The 16,648-nt window shown below is 67.0% G+C and carries 16 protein-coding genes; 7 read left to right on the top strand and 9 right to left on the bottom strand.

Going from position 1 to position 16,648, the window contains the following annotated elements; genetic code table 11:
• Positions 1–311: hypothetical protein (locus ABD691_RS33660; protein WP_344686421.1), on the bottom strand; the 311-nt coding region annotated here is incomplete at its 3' end.
• Positions 312–789: 478 nt separating this feature from the next.
• Between ABD691_RS33660 and ABD691_RS33655 the strand changes: the two genes are divergently transcribed.
• Positions 790–2,697, top strand: a complete 1,908-nt coding sequence (locus ABD691_RS33655; protein ID WP_344686420.1) for a hypothetical protein — start codon at positions 790–792, stop codon at positions 2,695–2,697.
• Between the two features lie 380 nt (positions 2,698–3,077).
• Here ABD691_RS33655 and ABD691_RS33650 read toward each other — a convergent pair whose 3' ends face one another.
• From ABD691_RS33650 to ABD691_RS33635, 4 genes are all read right to left on the bottom strand, one after another.
• Complete coding sequence (locus ABD691_RS33650) at positions 3,078–3,545, bottom strand: phosphatase domain-containing protein (protein WP_344686419.1); 468 nt, start codon at positions 3,543–3,545, stop codon at positions 3,078–3,080.
• Position 3,546: 1 nt separating this feature from the next.
• Entirely contained in the window at positions 3,547–4,092 is a 546-nt protein-coding gene (locus tag ABD691_RS33645; protein WP_344686418.1) for a cysteine hydrolase family protein, read from the bottom strand.
• Complete coding sequence (locus ABD691_RS33640; protein WP_344686417.1) at positions 4,089–5,273, bottom strand: hypothetical protein; 1,185 nt, start codon at positions 5,271–5,273, stop codon at positions 4,089–4,091. The genes ABD691_RS33645 and ABD691_RS33640 overlap by 4 nt, the downstream gene beginning before the upstream one ends.
• 75 nt (positions 5,274–5,348) lie before the next feature.
• Positions 5,349–5,939, bottom strand: a complete 591-nt coding sequence (locus ABD691_RS33635) for a GntR family transcriptional regulator (protein WP_344686416.1) — start codon at positions 5,937–5,939, stop codon at positions 5,349–5,351.
• A 142-nt stretch (positions 5,940–6,081) separates the two neighbouring features.
• Between ABD691_RS33635 and ABD691_RS33630 the strand changes: the two genes are divergently transcribed.
• The 6 genes from ABD691_RS33630 to ABD691_RS33605 all read left to right on the top strand — a co-directional run bounded on the left by ABD691_RS33630 (position 6,082) and on the right by ABD691_RS33605 (position 13,765).
• A complete protein-coding gene (locus ABD691_RS33630) occupies positions 6,082–7,047 on the top strand; it encodes a hypothetical protein (protein ID WP_344686415.1) in 966 nt (321 codons plus the stop codon).
• Between the two features lie 63 nt (positions 7,048–7,110).
• The gene (locus tag ABD691_RS33625) at positions 7,111–7,284 is read left to right on the top strand and encodes a hypothetical protein (protein WP_344686414.1); all 174 of its coding nucleotides are present in this window, start codon (positions 7,111–7,113) and stop codon (positions 7,282–7,284) included.
• Between the two features lie 36 nt (positions 7,285–7,320).
• Positions 7,321–7,608 carry a hypothetical protein gene (locus tag ABD691_RS33620; RefSeq protein ID WP_344686413.1) on the top strand — a complete coding sequence of 96 codons (288 nt, stop codon included), beginning with the start codon at positions 7,321–7,323 and terminating at the stop codon, positions 7,606–7,608.
• An 87-nt stretch (positions 7,609–7,695) separates the two neighbouring features.
• Positions 7,696–9,315, top strand: a complete 1,620-nt coding sequence (locus ABD691_RS33615) for a hypothetical protein (protein WP_344686412.1) — start codon at positions 7,696–7,698, stop codon at positions 9,313–9,315.
• Positions 9,316–9,392: 77 nt separating this feature from the next.
• Positions 9,393–11,987 carry a hypothetical protein gene (locus ABD691_RS33610; protein WP_344686411.1) on the top strand — a complete coding sequence of 865 codons (2,595 nt, stop codon included), beginning with the start codon at positions 9,393–9,395 and terminating at the stop codon, positions 11,985–11,987.
• Positions 11,988–12,127: 140 nt separating this feature from the next.
• Positions 12,128–13,765, top strand: coding sequence for a hypothetical protein (locus tag ABD691_RS33605; protein WP_344686410.1), 1,638 nt, complete (start codon positions 12,128–12,130; stop codon positions 13,763–13,765).
• Positions 13,766–13,823: 58 nt separating this feature from the next.
• Here ABD691_RS33605 and ABD691_RS33600 read toward each other — a convergent pair whose 3' ends face one another.
• The 4 genes from ABD691_RS33600 to ABD691_RS33585 all read right to left on the bottom strand — a co-directional run.
• Positions 13,824–14,540, bottom strand: a complete 717-nt coding sequence (locus ABD691_RS33600; RefSeq protein ID WP_344686409.1) for a hypothetical protein — start codon at positions 14,538–14,540, stop codon at positions 13,824–13,826.
• A gap of 100 nt (positions 14,541–14,640) precedes the next feature.
• Complete coding sequence (locus ABD691_RS33595) at positions 14,641–15,351, bottom strand: hypothetical protein (RefSeq protein WP_344686408.1); 711 nt, start codon at positions 15,349–15,351, stop codon at positions 14,641–14,643.
• Positions 15,352–15,457: 106 nt separating this feature from the next.
• Positions 15,458–16,030, bottom strand: a complete 573-nt coding sequence (locus ABD691_RS33590) for a hypothetical protein (RefSeq protein WP_344686407.1) — start codon at positions 16,028–16,030, stop codon at positions 15,458–15,460.
• An 88-nt stretch (positions 16,031–16,118) separates the two neighbouring features.
• The coding region (locus tag ABD691_RS33585; protein ID WP_344686406.1) for a 2'-5' RNA ligase family protein at positions 16,119–16,648 on the bottom strand (530 nt) is incomplete at its 5' end.

Below are 16,648 nucleotides of genomic sequence, written 5' to 3'. Positions count from 1 at the left end.
GGTTGGTTGCGCGCACCTGATAGGTTCAAGCCATGATCGAAGCGACGGCTGAGTCCTTCAGGCGGGACCAGAAGGAGTTGCTCGACGCCATCAACCGGGGCGAGCACATCCGGATCGAACGGCGTGGGCGACGGAACCGCAACGCGGTGGTCGTGCCAGAGGACTGGCATCAGGAAGCGGATCGTGCACTGGCCATCGTGCGTGGCCTGTTCCAACTCGGGACTGCGGGTACGAATGTGCAGACGCTCGTCGAAGCTCTGATGCGAGAGGGCGACGAAGATCAGACCAGCCTGTTCAACGACCGTGACCACGAGGTGATGGCCACAGCCTCGTAGCAAGACTTCGGGGCGGCCCCCGCTGGGACCGCCCCGTGAAGTTGAAGTCAGAGGGGGCCTTACCAACCCCGTCGCTCTGACGAACCACCCATTTTCAAGTTAGTCCCGGCTACCAACCGGGACGCCGTATCCAACAACTGCACAAACACAACTGCAACAGAAGCCAGGGCACCACCCCTGACTATCCGCAACGAAGGCGGTGCGCCAACACCGGTCTTCGCCTAACCCCCGAGCCAGAGGCTCGGAGATCAAGGAACCGCGCTGTGCCTGCCACAGAGCGCTTCCGGTGGCTGAGTGTACCCAGCGCCGGAAGCAGAGTCTACTTGTGTGCTCGCGGACACGGATGCCGTGCCGCGGAAAACCTGCTGGTCGCGCCCCGGTTTAACGGCGTGACAACCGCTTCTGAACTGCAAAATCGCAGTTCGAAGGTGGTTTACGGCTTGGTGGTGGCCGGATGACCATCGCCACCGAAGTTTCCGATGATGTTTCACCTGTTCAGCGGCATGAGTGTGTGTGTTGCACGCTGCCGCTCGGGCGTCGGCGGCCGCAGTTGGTCGACGGCGGCGACGAGCTCTTCGTCTGCGATCTGTGCTGGCGGCTTGCCGGTGGCCGTGAGGCGATCGAGGCCCGTGCCGCGGGGGAGCAGCCGGTACCGCTGCTGGAGCTGGATCCGGCGGCCGAGGCCGTGCTGGCAGCGGCCGAGTACGACCAGCTGCACCCCCTGGACCGCCTGTTGACCCAGGCCGGGGTTCGGTGGGCGGTGCTGCGCTTCATCGTGCCCACGGCTCGTGTGGATCTCGCGTCGAAGGTGCTCACGCGGGTCGCCCCAGAGTGGACCAGGCCGGCCGAATCGCCCTACGTCTGGCTCGATGTGGTCGCCGACCGGATTCGGGCGTGCACGGGCACGGAGTTCAAGCGCAACGCCAAGCGACGCAGGTTCTGGCGCATCGCGCGCGTGTACGCCGTCTGTGCTGATCGCAGCGGACGTCCGCTGACGTGGGTCACCCAGGACGACATCGCCGCGGCCGTGGGCTGCTCGACGCGCACGGTGCGGCGCTGCCTGTCCTGGTTGCAGCAGGAGGGCCTGCTGTGGGAGCTAGTGCCGGGCTGCCGCCTGCCGATGATGGAGCGCCCGGAGGGCGAGACCCCCGAGGAGCGGGACGAGCGCCGGCAGCGCCTGGCGGCCGCCATCGCCGCCGAGGAAGCCGCTCGCGAACGTGCGCGCGTCGAACTCGAGCACGTCCGCAAGGGAGCAAGCGGCCGGGCCGCCCGAGCCCTCGCTCAGAGGGACGCGGGCGAGATTCCCCGGATCGACATTCCCAGCACGTCGACGCAGCCGGATCAGGAGCAGGACGCCGAACGCCCGCTGGTCAACCTCTGCCCGGTCTACGAGCTGCGGGTGCCGTTGACGGCGGCCGAACGACGGGAGGCCGACGAGCTCGCCCAGGCCCACCGGCCGGTCCTCACGGCGGGCGAGCAGCTGCTGGAGCGCTTCCGGCGGCACCAGGTGCACCCGCGCAACGCCGAGGTCCAGGTCGAGGTCGCCGGAGGCGTCTTCGGCGTCACAGAGGCCGGTCTCCTGCGCTGGCTGGGCTGGCAGGACCTGCTGCCCTGGCGGTCCGGGGCGAGTCTCCAGGGCATCGTCGGGATGCTCCGGACGGACGCTGTCGATGAATCGCCGCAGCTCACGGCGTTGATTGAAGATTTTGTCCACCCCCCGCAGGTGTCTCTAGTTGATCAAGAGAAGTCCAACTACGTACGCGGTGTGGACAACCGACGCGCTCCGCGCGGCAGTGACAAGAAGGGGCTTTCCTCGATCGAAAACGGGCCTGAGTTGCCCGCAGAGGCGAAAACACAGGGTTCGGCGACTGACGCTCGGCGAAAGCGCCCGTCGCGGGCGCAGCGGGCCGCTGAGCGGCTTCTGCGGGGGCTTCTACGGCCGGAGGTCAGCGACGGGGTGTCGATCCGGTGGCTGACGGCCCGGCTCCGTGGGTCGAAGCTGCTGGACTACGGCTGGACCGAGCAGGACCTCGCCGATCAGATCCACGGGTTGCTGGAGTACCGGCACCTGCCCCGGCACATCCACAACTCGCGGGCCTGGATCTCCGCCAGGCTGGCCAAGGCCACACCCGAACTGCCGCCAAGCAAGCAGCAGGCGATCCGTGCGGTCGAAGTCGCTGCGGCCGACGAGCGCCGTGCTGCACGGGAAACCGCCGCGCTGCGCGAGCGCCGTGAGGAAATCGCCGCCCGCCGGGCCGCGATCGACGCCTGCGATCTGTGCGACGAGCTCGGCTGGCTGCCCGTCCCCGACGGTGTCCCAGTGCCCAAGTGCAACCACGACCCCGACACCGGCGGCTGGTGATACCCGATCCAATCCTGACGGTTGCCAGCATCCTGGCTCCGGACGGTAGCGGCCGGTTTTCGATGTTGTTAGTTCCGCGGCAAGTCGTGGCAGGTGATCACGGGGTTGTCGGTCTCAGGGGCGGGCCTCGCGCGCCCGCGCATAATGCGCGCTCGCGTACGCGCGTACGCGCGAGGGACCTCTGGACTTGCAACGACATGTCACGGAGCTGGGAAATACCAGGTCATCCTATGCAACGACGTCTGCCACCGACCTGCCACAGGGCTGATGGCCTGTGGCAGGTCGGTGGCAGACGGATGGCATGTTTCCGAGGGCAGGGAACGGCTTGGGCGTGGCAGGTTTGATTACGTTCCGTGTTCGCCGGAGAGTTGGGTCAGAAGCTATTCACCGTGGAAATCCATGACCGGTGACCACGGCAGCCAGTCGGCGAGCTTGGTGGGAAATCCGTGCTCGCCGAGCAGTTCGATGACCCGCGGGTCATCGTCCACGACGAGGTCGATGGCGGCTTCGCCGGCAAGCTTTTGAAGCTGCTCGAGTTTGACTTCCCGGGCTGGACGGCGGTCGCCTTCGGGCTGCATGAGCAGCCTCCCGGCTGGGAGGCTGTGCCTGGCCAGCCAGTGTTCGGTGAGTCCGCGGATGCGTTCTGGTCGTCCGGTGATCCAGGCGATCTCGTGGTCGTGGGCCAGCTGCCGGACGAGCTCGGCCCCGTGGGGCAGGACCGGATCCGCTCCTGCGGCGTTGAAAAAGCCCACCCACTCCGCGTGGGTGGGCTTCCCCGTGATCCAGTGCAGCCGGTGCCGAGCATCGGCCACAGTGCCGTCGATATCGACGATGGCCAGTGGCGTCATGTCAGGCTGCGGCGTGGCCTGGCTGGAACAACGCATCGGAGGTCACCATCTGGTCCCTGCCGATGAACCTCTTGATCACGAGTAGGCCGGCGAGGTGGGGTTCCTCGCCAGCGTGGGAGTAACTGGCGTCGGTGACCAGCCACGGCGTGTGGCCCCGTTCGAAGGCGTCGGTCGCGGTCTTCATGACGCACGACTCTGTCGCGATCCCGCAAACTACGAAGTCGGTCCATTCGTGCTGTTCAACGAGGGTTGTGAACTCCGGAGTGAAGGAAGAGTACATCGCAGGCTTGTCGACTACTGCGACTGCCCGCTCGGCGTGGGAGGCGAGCTCCGGCACGATGTCGATCTCAGGGGAGTCCTGCAACCTCGACCAGTGGATCAGCCGTTCGAACTGGGATCCTGGTCCGTTGATAAAGCGAGTGAACACGACGTCCCGCCCACTGTCTTCCCACCGCTCGACCAGGTCGACGACCTTGGGCACGATGGGCTCGGACTTCGTGGACACGAAGCCGTTCTGCATATCGACGACAACGAGAACACTGCTCACTGTTCGATCTCCCTCAGCAACTCGACGGTCTCGCCCAACATTCGGGAAAGCTCGCTGGTTTCCAACACGGCGTTGCGCAAGGCGCGCAGCTGCTGGGGCTCCGTTGCGCCCGCGTTGGTGATCTCCGCACGTCGTCCGCGTAGCCATCGCCAGTTGTGGCCGGCGGGCAGCACGGGGTCGACTCCTGCGCGAACCTGCTCGCTGACCTGGTTGCACAAGCACCACAAGGCTTGCGCCAGTAGCTCGCAGGTTGCCAAGTCTTCTTCGGTCAGTGCGGCTCGGGCATTCACCGGGTAGTAGGCCACCCCCGACCATGAGGCCCACCCGATGGAGACGCCGTCGACGCCGCAGTCGACATGGTCTGCGGGCGCGAAGCCGTCTCTGAACAGGCGTTTTTCGATTGCCTCGGCGTGCGCGAGGCCGCCATCGTGCTCGTCCTCACCGACGCCCAGCAGCGCCCGCGGCATACACAGCAGCCGCATAGCTGTGTGCAAGTCGTCACCGCTCCAGGCCGAATCGTGCAACCACAGGCAGGTCAGCACATAGGGAGCGATGACCTCCGAGTCCATGAGTGCGGACAAGTAGGCGCTGAGCAGCTTGCGGGCGCTGCGGTGGGTTCGACGTCGCCAGAGCGCGAGTTCGGCGACGGATGCCGGCCGCAGAGGCTCGATGACATGCAGGACGGCGACCCCCCAACCAAACACGTAGAGCACGCCGCGCAGGCCCTGATCGGCTCCGGGGCCTGGGTCGATCGCGATCTCGGCCCGGTGGCACTCGGCCCAGCCCACAGTGGTGGGTTGAGCGTCGACTGCCTCGATCAGTGCCTGGATCTCTTCGCCGAGGTAGGCAGGGATGAACTTGTGGCTGCGTACTCCGAAGGTGCCGTCTGCGCTAGGGACAGGGCGGAGGTGGCCGAACAGCTCGTCCGGCTGCTTGGCGTACGCCAGCGCGTACACCTGCACGTAGAGGTCATCCGCGCGTTTCGGTGTGCTTTTGCCGCTTTCATGCCGGAGCAAGGCGCGACGAACGCTGGCGATCTCCGGCATGGGCAATTCGGCCTCCACTCCGATTCGGTGCAGCTCGACGGCTGCGCGATCCAGCCCCCAGCCGCGCAGTTCGCGGCATCGACGCAAGGTCTCGTTCGAGCGTGGCGGGAATGGTTGGTCGGGCGCTAGGGACATCGCTGGTGTCACCCCCTTGTCCGCGGTGTCATCTACCGCACCCGGCCTGAACAGCAGATTCTTTGTGGCATGACCTCATCCGACCGGGCTCTGGCCGAGATCAACGGTATATGCCGCGCCGACGGCGGTGACTCGATCGGCTCGGACGGCTTGACCGTCGTCGGAGTAGAAGGTCCGGTGCAGCGCCAGCACCGGGGTGCCGGCGCGCAGATCCAGCAGCTCGCGCTCATCGGGTGCGGCGGCTCGTGCCTGGATATAGCGCTCGGACCACGTCGGATTCGGATGGACGACTTGCGGGGCCCACTCGGTGAACAACCGGTCATCGGTGACCTGATGGCCTCGATCGACAGCGGTTCCGATCTCCAGCCTCAACGCGGCCGCCACCCACGCTGGTGCCTCGGCGACATCATGCTCCAGTTCGTCGAACCCGCTGATCAGAGCCTCGACCGTCGTGTGACGCGCGGGATGGCGTACGAACACCCCCGCTCCCCGGCGTCCGGTGATGAGCCCTTCCCTACCCAAGGTGTTGAACACCTCTTGGGCGGTGGCGACAGAGATCCCGAACTCGCGGCGCACCGCAGCCTTCGAAGGCAGTTGGTGTCCTGGCCGGTACTCGCCGGTCTCAATTGCGGATCGCAGCGCGTCAGCGACGTCTTGGGCAGTCATCGGCACATCTTCCAGTGTCGCTCATCAGGTCACCTCGATCTAGCTAGCCAGGTCCAGCCAATCTGGTACTTGGTTAGTTAGGTATGATCAGATAGATTAGACTAGCCATCTGAACAGCACACACGTCGTGAGAGGGAGATCGATGACCGCGCCCCCGATTAACGGAAGTCGGCCGCGAAACGGCGGTGTTAGCAACCGTCAGGAATGGCCGCTGACGCAGCTTCCGTCGCCCGAAGCGGAAAAGAACGGCACTTCGTCCCAAGACCCCCAGCTCGGGAAGCCCAAGCCGAATCCCGGCGCGGGTACGGAACAGACGAGGCGTGTGCGGAAGCTCAACGCGCAACTCGCCGAGCGGCACGGCTTTCGGGCTGTCCAGGACGACCCTGCCTGGATTGAAGCCGAGACACCCCGCGTGATCAGGCAAAAGGCACGTGCCGCCGAGTCCCAGCGACTGCACAATCTGCTGCGCGATCCCGCGCACAAGGCGTTGTCCACCGCACGCTGGCGGCGCAACATCACAACGTCGACCGGTATCGGTTTGGCTTTGAGTCTTGGCGTCTCCACCGCGAACGTGCAGCAGACCGTCGCTGACGGAGCCGCCGAGGGCAGCGGCCGCTGGTGGTTCGCCTGGTCGGTCGAACCGGCCATCGCCGTGTTGCTGCTGAGCCTGTTCGCCTTCCGGGCCTTCATGGCCACCCGCGGCGAAGCCGTCGAGGACAAGTGGATCCGCAATACCGAGATCGCGCTGCTGATCACTACGTTCACCCTCAACACATGGCAGCACCTGCACTGGCCGTGGAACGCGCAGTTCGACCTCGTTCAGCTCATGTCGCACGGTGTCTGGCCGGTCTTGGCCGTGCTGATCGTGACCTGCGTGCCCCGTATCTGGGCCTACTTCGGCGACCTCGACCACGGCGGACAGCCGGCTGATCCCGACCTCGTCGACCGCCTGGAGGTCGTGCGCCGACTCATCTCCGAAGGCCAGATTGCTGCCACCCCGAGCCGCAGCGCGATCGAGAAGGCACTGCGTGATCAGGGCGTCAAGACCAACACCGCGATGGCCCAGCGCGTGCATCGGTGCCTGACCGGCCGCACGGAGCTCTTGTGATGCCTACCCCAACCGCGCTGTTCACGAGCGCTTTCACCTGCTGCACAGGAAGGAGGTGAAGTGATGCTCGGATCAATCGTGAACTTCGTGAAGATTGTCGTCGTACTCGCCATCGTCTTCGTCGCGATCACGTGGTTCATCGGCCACGCCGCGATGGCCGGAACGTGGGTCGGCAACTTCTTCAGCGCGATCTTCACGTTCTTCAACAGCCTCATCAGTGCCAGCCCGATCTCCTGAAAACCCGTACCGAACAGCAGAAACGAGAGGAACAGCATGAGCACTCCGGCAAGCTCCAGCGACGCCATGTCGTTCTGGGCCCAGAAGTCGATCGAACTCGACACGTTGGCTCGGGACCTGGAGAACCTGCTTCCGCCGATCAACGCTGATGGCGAGATCCCAATCTCGGACGACACCCGCGAAGAGGTTGAGGAAGCATTCGCCCGCGCTCGACTGGCCGCCGACACGATCCTCGGTGCCTACACGCGCCGCACCTTCGCAGAGCGCGGAGCAGCGCAAAACCATCAAAACCAGCCCGCGAACGGACAGTACGCACGCTGGTGATCGGGATCGGGTACCGCCCTTCCCCCGTTGGGGCGGAGCCCACGCCCGACGCCGCAGATCGCGACCAGATGAGGAGGTGAGCACACGGTGACGATGACCGAAGAAGAGGCCGAACCGCGGTCGCGACGGCGCAGGCGTAAGCGCGGCAGGAAGCTCGAGGACGAGGTCCAGGCGGCCGAGCAGCCGCCTCAGCCTCAGCAGTACGTTCCGTCCGCGACCAGCATCAACAAGGCTACGGCCACCGAGGTCGGTAAGGAACGGCTGGCCTCTCCGGCGTCATGGACGGCCGGCGCCTCGATGGCGGCGACCACTCTCTCGTCGGCCGGTGTCGTCGGAGGCACGGCCGGGGTGATCACGGCGCTGTCAATCGGCACCGGTGCCGGACTCGGGGGCGCAGCGATGCGCAAGTACGCGCCGAAAGCGGCCGAGCGGTTCGGGCTCAAGAAGCCCGACCGAGACAAGTCGAACGACAGCAAAGGCGGTCGGCTCGAACGAGACAAGGACGGAAAGCGCCGCGGCGGCCTGTCCGCGCTGGGAATGCCGAACCTGGGCCGGGGCCGCGGCACCCGGAACGGTGCTGCGCTCGCTGGTGGTAGAGGACTGCTCGGCAATGGCGGCGGGCGTGGTTCCGGAAAGGGCCTGCTCGGCGGCATTGGCCGCAAGCTGGCCGGACACCGCAAGTCGAACGGCCACGGCGCCGGTGCTGAGAAGGGCCGAGGGCTGAAAGGGCTGCTCGGCAGGGACGGCAAGCGGCACGGTGGCGGGCCCGGTGGCCGTCGAGGTCGCGGCACAGGGCTTCTCGGGAAGCTGGCCGGGAACAAGAACAGCGGACGGCACGGTGGCCGGGGGGCTGGCCGGAACGGCAGCGGGCACGGCCTGCTCGGCGGCAAAGGCGGACGGTTTGCCGGACGCGGCGGGCGTGGTTCCGGAAAGGGCCTGCTCGGCGGCATTGGCCGCAAACTGGCCGGACACCGCAACTCCAAGGGGCCAAAGTGGGCCCGTGGCAAGAACATCTTCAATCCCGACGAGCACTCGACGCCCCGGAACAAGAAGGACAAGCCCGGCAAGTTCGGCAAGCTCAAGGGCCTGTTTGGGAAAAGGCGCCGGAGCTGGCTCAACGGCCGTCAAGGTTACGACCCAGACGAGATCCGAACGCCGCGGAAGAAGAGTGGGAATCAGGGCTCGAACTGGGAAAAGGCGGAGCTGAACCCGAAGCCGACTCGGTGGTTCAAGGTCCAGACCGACCATGCCAAATCAGACGCCGACCGTGCAGCGTCGCGCGATGGGAAGAAGGCTGCCCAGCAGGCGCAGAAGACTGCTGGTCAGAACGATGCAGGAAGGAATAACGGAGGTTTCGCAATGCCGAACCCCTTTGAATCGCACATCGAGCAGGTCCAGGCGACTGCGACGAACTTCCAGGTCAACCGGGCCAACGATGTGATCGATTGGGTCAAGAACGCGCCGGGAGCTGCGGCGGCCGAGGCACAGTCCTGGCAGTCGCAGGCGCAGAAGATCCAGCAGGAACTCCCGATCAACCCGGCGTTCGCCGAGGCCCTGAACAGCTACGCGAACGCGAGCCGTGGCTTGGCGGGGCAGATGGCTGAACACGCGGCGGCGTTTGAGGTCCACCACGCCGAGGAGTTGAACAAGCTCCGCAATCCCCGTCCTGGCCAGGACAAGTGGGACATCTCGAATAACCGGGACTGATCTTTCAGAACCCGGTCCGGAAGGGACCCCGTCCTGTCGCAGACGGGCGGGGTCCTCGTCCCTAGAAGTGAGGAACAGTGAGCACTGACACGAAGGAACGGAACGCCAGCAAGCGGGATCATGGGTCGTCCCGCACACAGGGCACCTCTCAGGAGACCCAGGAGATCACCGCGAAGCCGCGCGTGAACCTCGCTGAGCGGGCCTCGACCTGGGAGCCCGACCTGCGTTGGTTCGCACCGTTCGTCGCTGTCCAAGTGCTCTACGTGGTCGGCTGCATCCCGTACTTCACGGCGCTGTCGTATCTGCTGATGATCCCAGTCGGGTTGGCGATCACGGCTGCGGCGTGGCTCGGCGCACGGAATGCCTTCGAGGCCAACGAGTACGGCGAGCAGCACATCGCTGCCGTCACCAAGCTCATCCTCGCCGCGGGCAGCACGAGCACGGGATGGTTGGCATTCGCCGGGACGACGACCCCGTTGGACCCAGCGGCGCTTGGTCTGCTCGCGCTGTGGGGCGTGGTCTTCGGCTCACTGTGGGCCTCGCTGCACGGGAAGGCGCCGGAGCGCAAGGAGATGCAGCAGGAATACACCGAGCAGAAGAAGCGTGAGGTCGAGGAACACCAGCATGAGCGGAAGATCAGCCACAAGGTCGAACAGTGGCAGCCGATCATCCACCGCGCTGGTTTGAAGGGGTTGACGGTCTACGACTGGGAAGAGAGCAAGGCCGGAGACACCCTGTATCTGATGGACAGCCCGGACGAGCCGGTCAAACTCAAGGGCATCGAGGATGCGATCGGCACGATCGCCTCGATCGCGGCGCACGAACTCGCCCACCAGGGCGTGAAGCTCTCTGCCGGTCAGGTTCGCGTGGAGGAGGGTGACGCCGCGCACCTGTTCAAGCTGCACATCTCAACGAAGCAGCGGTTCTCCAAGAGCATCCCGTACCCGCTGGATCGACCGATGCAGTCGATCGAGCAGCCGATCAGGCCGGCGGTGTTCGAGGACGGTGAAGATGTGCTGCTGACTGTGTTTGGTGCGCACATGTTCATGTGTGGTGCTTCCGGGTCCGGCAAGGACGTGTTCACCAACAACGTGCACGCCGAGATCGGCAATACGACGAACTGCAAGACCTGGGTCGGCGGCACCGCGAAGTTGATGCCCCAGGTCTGGCCCTGGCTGGCACCGTGGTTGCGGGGGCAGACATCGAAGCCGGCGCTGGACCGGATCGCGGGTGAGGATCCAGCGGAAGTCGGCCAGATGCTGGCCGACCTTTACAAGATCGGCACGCTGCGGAACAAGAAGCTCGGCCCGCTCTCCAAGCACAAGCCGACAGCGAAGGACCCGGCGTATTTCATGACGCTCGTTGAGGCGAGCGACTTCCTCCGGGACCACGACGACATGAGGATCAAGACCTTCGACGGGAGGACTTGGTCGCCGTCGAAGCTCGCGGATGTGCTCACGCGGGCGTTCCGATCGGCGGGCGTGATGCTGTTCTGCGCGTCGCAGTATGGCCTGATGGACGGCTCCGGCTCGCACGGGTCGTTCATGATGCGGAACTTCACGATCAGGATCTGCGGCAAGACAATGTCGCACTCGGACGGCACGAACACGCTGGTGGGGCTGAAGGGAACCGACACCACCAAGTTGCGGGACTACACCCTGCTGGTGCAGCAGAACATCGAGAACCCGCGGACGATGCCGGCGAAGGCACATGTCTTGGACGGTGAGGAGCAGATCGCGCCGATCGCGATCCGCAACGCCAACCAGTCGCCGGCGACGACACCGCAATGGATCGAGGACGCACTCGGCAGCAAGTTCGCCAACCGCTGGTCGGCGAAATACCACCCCGAGCTGGTCGAGATTTGCCATGAACTCGGACTGTCGTGGCCGGCGAACCCGAACTTGTCGTCGGATGAGCCTGGCACTGTGAACGAGTACTCGGAAACCGAGCACGATCAGGACGATGACCACGACCACCCGAATGAGGACAAGGGCGATGAGTCGTTCGGCGATCACGTCCAGATGAGTGAAAAGGAGATCCAGGCGATGATGGACCATGCCGAAACGAAGTTCGCCGAGGCCAACGAGAACCTGAAGAAGTACGGGATCTTGGGCGAGACGATGCACCACGTCTACGAAGTCGTGATGGCCGAGAACGCACCAGCGTGGATCCCGGCCGGGCAACTCGCCTTCGTAATCGACCGTGTCAGCGAGGGCGGAGACTGGGAAGCAGCAGGCCAGAAGCTCGCTTCCGAGCTGTCGGGAAAGCCGTGGAACCTGACGCCGGAGGAGCGCGACGGGCAGATCGGTTGGGCACGCGACACCATCCGGGCGACGGTGCAAGCCTTCGTGGAGGGAGCCGAAAACCCAGTCACTGGTGAGGTGCCCGCACAACGAAACGAGGACGCCCAGCCGATCCCGGAAGCGCAGCACCCGCTGCTGCACGCGGCTTCAGTGGTGCAGCATCGTCAGCCTGACGAGATGGTCACCACCGGAGAGCTGGCCAGGCTCATGTCCCGGTTCACCGATGATCAGTCGGATGGGGAGAAGCGTTCAGCCACGATCCGGCTCGGACGCGAGTTGGGGCAGTTCGTGAAGGCCGAGCGGGGCCGGAACGGGTCCGCGTTCCGCGTCCGCGACATCATCGACGTCGCAGCAGGCGTTGCCGCGTAAGCCCGTATCCCATCTACGACGGTCCCCCCGGAACGTGCTCAGGTTCCGGGGGGACCGTGGCGTTTGACTGCCCATCATGCTGGTCCTGCTTGAGGCGGCCGACGAGCTGCCCATCGACGACGACGTGGGAAGCTGTCGGCGTGGCTGAGATGATCGAGATGCAGGTGCGCTTGTGGGCGCAGCAGGTGGTGCTGGCCTACCTGGATGAGCAGCCTGCGACCGCGCAGAACTTGATCACGGAGATCGCTTCGGCCCACAGCGTGCCGAGTCGGTGGCAGGTGGCTGCGGACGAAGTGGCGGCGCTGCACCGCGGCTGGGTCCAGGTGGCGGTCGGGTTCCACGGCGACCAGATGTGGACGCCGGAACAGCAAAGCACCGGGCACCGCGCGGTCGTCGAGAAGGTGGTCCCGGAGAGCCTGCGTCACCAGGTGCTGGCGCAGGTCGATGTGCTCGACGCGCACGAGGAGGCCGTCGCCGCCGCCGGTGCGGCCGGCGAGGCGGTACCGGACCATCCCTGGCTGGGGCAGTCGCAAGTCGGCCCGTTTATCCTGCACGCCGCTGCCACGCTGATCGTGTGGCTGGCCGAGCAGCCCCAGGTCCACGAAGGGCAGCCGTCACGCGTCCGCGACGAGCTGCTGGACGAGATCGACCGGACGACCGCCCAGCTGGGAGCCGCACCGCAGGCGGGCACGGGCGAGCCTGCACCCGACCAGGCCGCGCTCGACCTGCTGATCGATCTCCACGACGGCGAGGACATCGCCCGTGTCCCCGCCGATCCCGCCAAGCGCGGGCCTGTACACAACGCGCTCGTGGAGATCGCTGCCAAGCACCTGCGGGAACACGACGGCGCCGCCCCCACTCCCAGACAGGCCGAGCAGCTGCGCCGCGAGATCATGCGCACCCTCGGTGCGATCGTCGACCACGAAGACCCGGCCGCGGTCATCCCCGCCGACACGCCGGCCCTGGACGCTGACGACCGGGACGCGGTGGACACCTTCACCATGCGGATGCTGCACGGCGTGCTCACCCACAGCGCACCGGCGGTCCGGGACGCGGCGAACGCCATCTCCGCCTACGGCCCCCGCGGTCAACGCCTGGCCCGCCAGCGCATCGAGGAACTGGGGCAGGTGTGGTTCACGCGGCTGCGCCGCACGACAACGGTCCGGACCAGCACGCTGCTGCCCGGGATGCAGAGCATCATCGACCGGGTTGTGCCGCACGAACACCGCGAGCGGACCGGGAACGCCCAGCTTCCGGTGCTGATGAAGATCGGGCCGGAGGGGCCTGCCGATCTGCATCCGTACCCGACCAGGGACATCGAGGCCGATCTGTACCTGATGGCCGCCTACTGCGGCTGGATGGGCATCCAGCCGCAGACCAACCCGCAGCGTATTCGCACCGAGCTCGCGCACGTCGTGGCCTACCTCGGCCGCGAGGACCGGACCCGCTCCGTACTGCACCTCTCCGACGAGGAGCGGGCGCTCGCTCACGCCACGTTGCGCGAGCTGATCGGGCCAGCGGCCGACCAGCTGCCCGACCCGGAAACTCAGGGGGAGGAGGCGGACCGGCTGCTGGCCGCGGCCTTCGACGCCCGGCACGACGCCGACGCCGCCGCGCAGGTTCGCCGGATCGCCGACTGCCGCCAGGACCGCGCGGAGGCGCTGCGCGAGGAGACCCGAGCCCGCGGCCGCACCCTGAGCCCACAGGAACAGGCCGCGCGGCGCGAAGCTGAACGGGAGCTCCGGGCCAAGCGCAAGAAGAAGAAGCGGAAGAACTAGCGACCCGGCCCCATCCGGCGGGTTCGGCGTTCCAGCTCGTGGTGCTGTCGCTCTGTGATCAGCAGTAAGACGGGTGCGCGGCGATCTTGCGTTGCATCGTGGTCATCTTCGACGCGATCTCCTCGCGGGCGGCCGCCCGGTCGCGCACCACCGAGGACTGAAGCGACAGCCACGCCACTTGCGCGGCCGCGGCGTGGATCGCCGCGACCGGATGTTGCAGCGCGAACGCCTCGATCCGCGCCCGGGACCGGGCGACCTCGGCCTGGTTGAGTTCCGCGGGAGCCAGCTCGTGGCGTCTGGTCAGGGCGTCGAGGGCGTCGTTCCACCGGCGTGGTGGGCACACCATCGCGATGACCTGGGGGGCACCGCGAAGCCACTCGGAGGGCTCGGGCGCGGCGACGTTGGAGGCTTTGCCGGCCAGTAGGCCGTCGGGGAAGAACGCCTTGTCCAGCATGTCGCGGCCGAATCCGTCTAGATCGGACACGATCAGCGGCGTCCAGTTGCGCGGGGTGCGCGCCAGCAGCCGCACGATCTTCCGCGCGGTCTCCGGTGCCGCGACGACCTGATCACCGGGAGCCTCGCCCGGCACCCGGCTGGTGTCATCGGCAGCCTCGGCGTCGCCTGCTTCCGGCCAGTTCGCGGGCGGCTCGGCCAGGCCGTGGTCGACGGTGTCGAAGTAGTGCAACGCGATCTGCGACGCGGTGACGAACATCTTCAGCCGCTGCGCCGCCCCGGGTCGGCTGGTGAAGTCCAGCAGCTCCTCATCGGGCGCCATCTCCGGCAGGCTCCACGCGCCTGGATGGCGCGGCGCGGCGGCTGAGGTCATCGGGTATGTCCCCTTCGGTTCTGGATCTTGGTCTCACGGTACGTGGAGGTCAGGACATCAGTTCGATGTGCTCGACCCGGATCCGTTCGACCCGGAGCGTGTTCGCCGGTGGATGGTGGTCCGGTGCGGGGCCGAGGGTGACCGTGTAGGCCGGGGGTGGTCCCGGTTCCACGCGGTCGAGCTCCGGCGTCAGCTTCCACACCGGGTTTTCCAGCAGGCCGGTCTGCCCGGCGTGCTCGCCGCCGGTGACGTGGACGTAGACGCGGCGTTCGGTCACTGCCCCTCGTTCCTCCCGCAGCACCCGGTCCACCGCGCCTGCTGCCCAGAGCAGGTACACCTCCACCGCGGGCCGTGGCACGCACCGCCCGCCGATCGAGTACGGCGGCGGGTACTCGACGTCGGTGTCCAGGGGCGTGCGGAGTTCGTCGACAGGCCAGGTGCGCGTCAGCCAGGACCACATCGCCACAACGGGATCAGCTGTGTCGGCCACCCCGTCCTCCAGACCAAGTCGCTCCGAGAGGGTGTCGGTGACCAGGTTCGTGAACCGGTCGTCGTCGAACAGCGGGCAGATCAGCCTCTCGGCGCCCAGCGCCCGCACGTCCTCGAGGTGATGGCGGTGCGCGAGCGCGTAGGCGGCGACGGCCAGGATGCCGGCGGTGGCTCGCGCGTCCCAGCTTCCCCGCGCGCCTGGACTGAAGTGCGCCTCGGCCAGTTCGGTGCCCCAGTCCAGTGCCTGATCCCAGAGGGTGTCGGTGTTCACGATCACGACCGTATCGCCCCCAGGCCGGGGCGGAGGCGTCGAATACGGCATCGGCGCGACCCCGGCGAGCCCGGCGAGAAGTGGGCCGGAGCCGTGAGCGGGCGGGCTACTGCTGTCCGCCTTTGCAGGTCGCCAGCGCCCGGTGGCGCACCAGGTCGGCCGCGGTGGGGTACCGGGTGTAGAGCTCGTCGAGTTCGCGGCCGGCGGCTTCGTCGTCGTCGGCGGCCGCCAGGTGCTCGTCGACGGCCCGGCGCACCGCGCTGGCGAAGTGGGGCGGCCAGGTCACGAGGCCCTGGCCGCGCAGGATTCCGCTCGCGGCGTCGACGAGGTAGATCCGGATCAGCAGGTGCTGTTCCGGGGTGAGCTCGGGCAGGCCGACCGGGTAGTCGGGGTACATGCGGCGCTGGTGCATCGCCTGCCACGGCTGGTCGTTCCACCGCATCACCTCGCCGAACCGGAAGGCCAGCAGAAGTAGGTGCGGTGCCTGGATCAGCGCGAACCGGGCGGGACCGGCGTGGCCGTGCACGGCGTCGATCCACTGGGAGCCCGGCCGGCGCATCGCGATCAGCAGCTCGACCCCGCGGGTGGACAACCGCCAGTCCGCGCCCTCCCGGAACTCGGTCCGGTCCGGGTCGTAGAGCTCGCCGACGATGGTCACCCGCGCTTCGGGGTCGGTCATGACCACGAGCCTATGGACATCGGATCGGGGCCGCACCTCCGGCGACCAGCACGAACGAGGCGCGCTGGACGCCGGAGGCGCAGGCGGGTTACTGCCCCAGCTCGATGGTCGCCAGCGAGTCCCAGACGAACTGGCCCTGCTCCGGGCGCTGGGTGACGGCCAGCAGGTGCACCTGCTCGACGGGCACCTCGACCAGGGGCTGGCGGGTGCGCTTGAGAGCGCTGGTGAGCACACCCGAGTCACCGTTGGTGACGCCGTAGCCCAGGCTCGTGTGCGGGGTCGCGTTCGGCCCCAGGGGCGGCAGCGCGTCCGGGCCGAACACGCTGCTGGCCGCGGTGCGCGTGTGCTCCACCAGGTTGGTCCACTGTGGATTCAATCCGTTGGCGTCCGGCTCGACCCACATCTCGACCGCGTGGACGCCGGCCTGCGGCGGGCCGACCCGCAGCGAGAACGGAGCGACCTTGCGGACCTGCTTGGTGAGGTGGTCGACCAGCTCGTCGATCTCGCCGTCGCTGACCTCGCTGCGGTGCACCCGCAGCATCTGCACCGTGAAGTGCAAGAACTCCAGCGGCTGGGTGCCCAGCCCGTAGGTGCCGATGGGGTCGTCACCGAGCTCGG

The sequence above is a fragment of the Saccharopolyspora taberi genome (assembly GCF_039534165.1).
Lineage (GTDB): Bacteria > Actinomycetota > Actinomycetes > Mycobacteriales > Pseudonocardiaceae > Saccharopolyspora_D > Saccharopolyspora_D taberi.
Note: the sequence above shows the minus strand (reverse complement) of the source record. Positions and strands in the feature narration are given on the sequence as shown.

Excerpts from the sequence above, each read along its gene's own strand:
- ABD691_RS33655 (WP_344686420.1), top strand. The coding sequence starts at position 790 with ATGACCATCGCCACCGAAGTTTCCGATGATGTTTCACCTGTTCAGCGG.
- ABD691_RS33650 (WP_344686419.1), bottom strand. The coding sequence starts at position 3,545 with ATGACGCCACTGGCCATCGTCGATATCGACGGCACTGTGGCCGATGCT.
- ABD691_RS33640 (WP_344686417.1), bottom strand. The coding sequence starts at position 5,273 with ATGTCCCTAGCGCCCGACCAACCATTCCCGCCACGCTCGAACGAGACC.
- ABD691_RS33635 (WP_344686416.1), bottom strand. The coding sequence starts at position 5,939 with ATGACTGCCCAAGACGTCGCTGACGCGCTGCGATCCGCAATTGAGACC.
- ABD691_RS33630 (WP_344686415.1), top strand. The coding sequence starts at position 6,082 with ATGACCGCGCCCCCGATTAACGGAAGTCGGCCGCGAAACGGCGGTGTT.
- ABD691_RS33625 (WP_344686414.1), top strand. The coding sequence starts at position 7,111 with ATGCTCGGATCAATCGTGAACTTCGTGAAGATTGTCGTCGTACTCGCC.
- ABD691_RS33620 (WP_344686413.1), top strand. The coding sequence starts at position 7,321 with ATGAGCACTCCGGCAAGCTCCAGCGACGCCATGTCGTTCTGGGCCCAG.
- ABD691_RS33600 (WP_344686409.1), bottom strand. The coding sequence starts at position 14,540 with ATGGCGCCCGATGAGGAGCTGCTGGACTTCACCAGCCGACCCGGGGCG.
- ABD691_RS33590 (WP_344686407.1), bottom strand. The coding sequence starts at position 16,030 with ATGACCGACCCCGAAGCGCGGGTGACCATCGTCGGCGAGCTCTACGAC.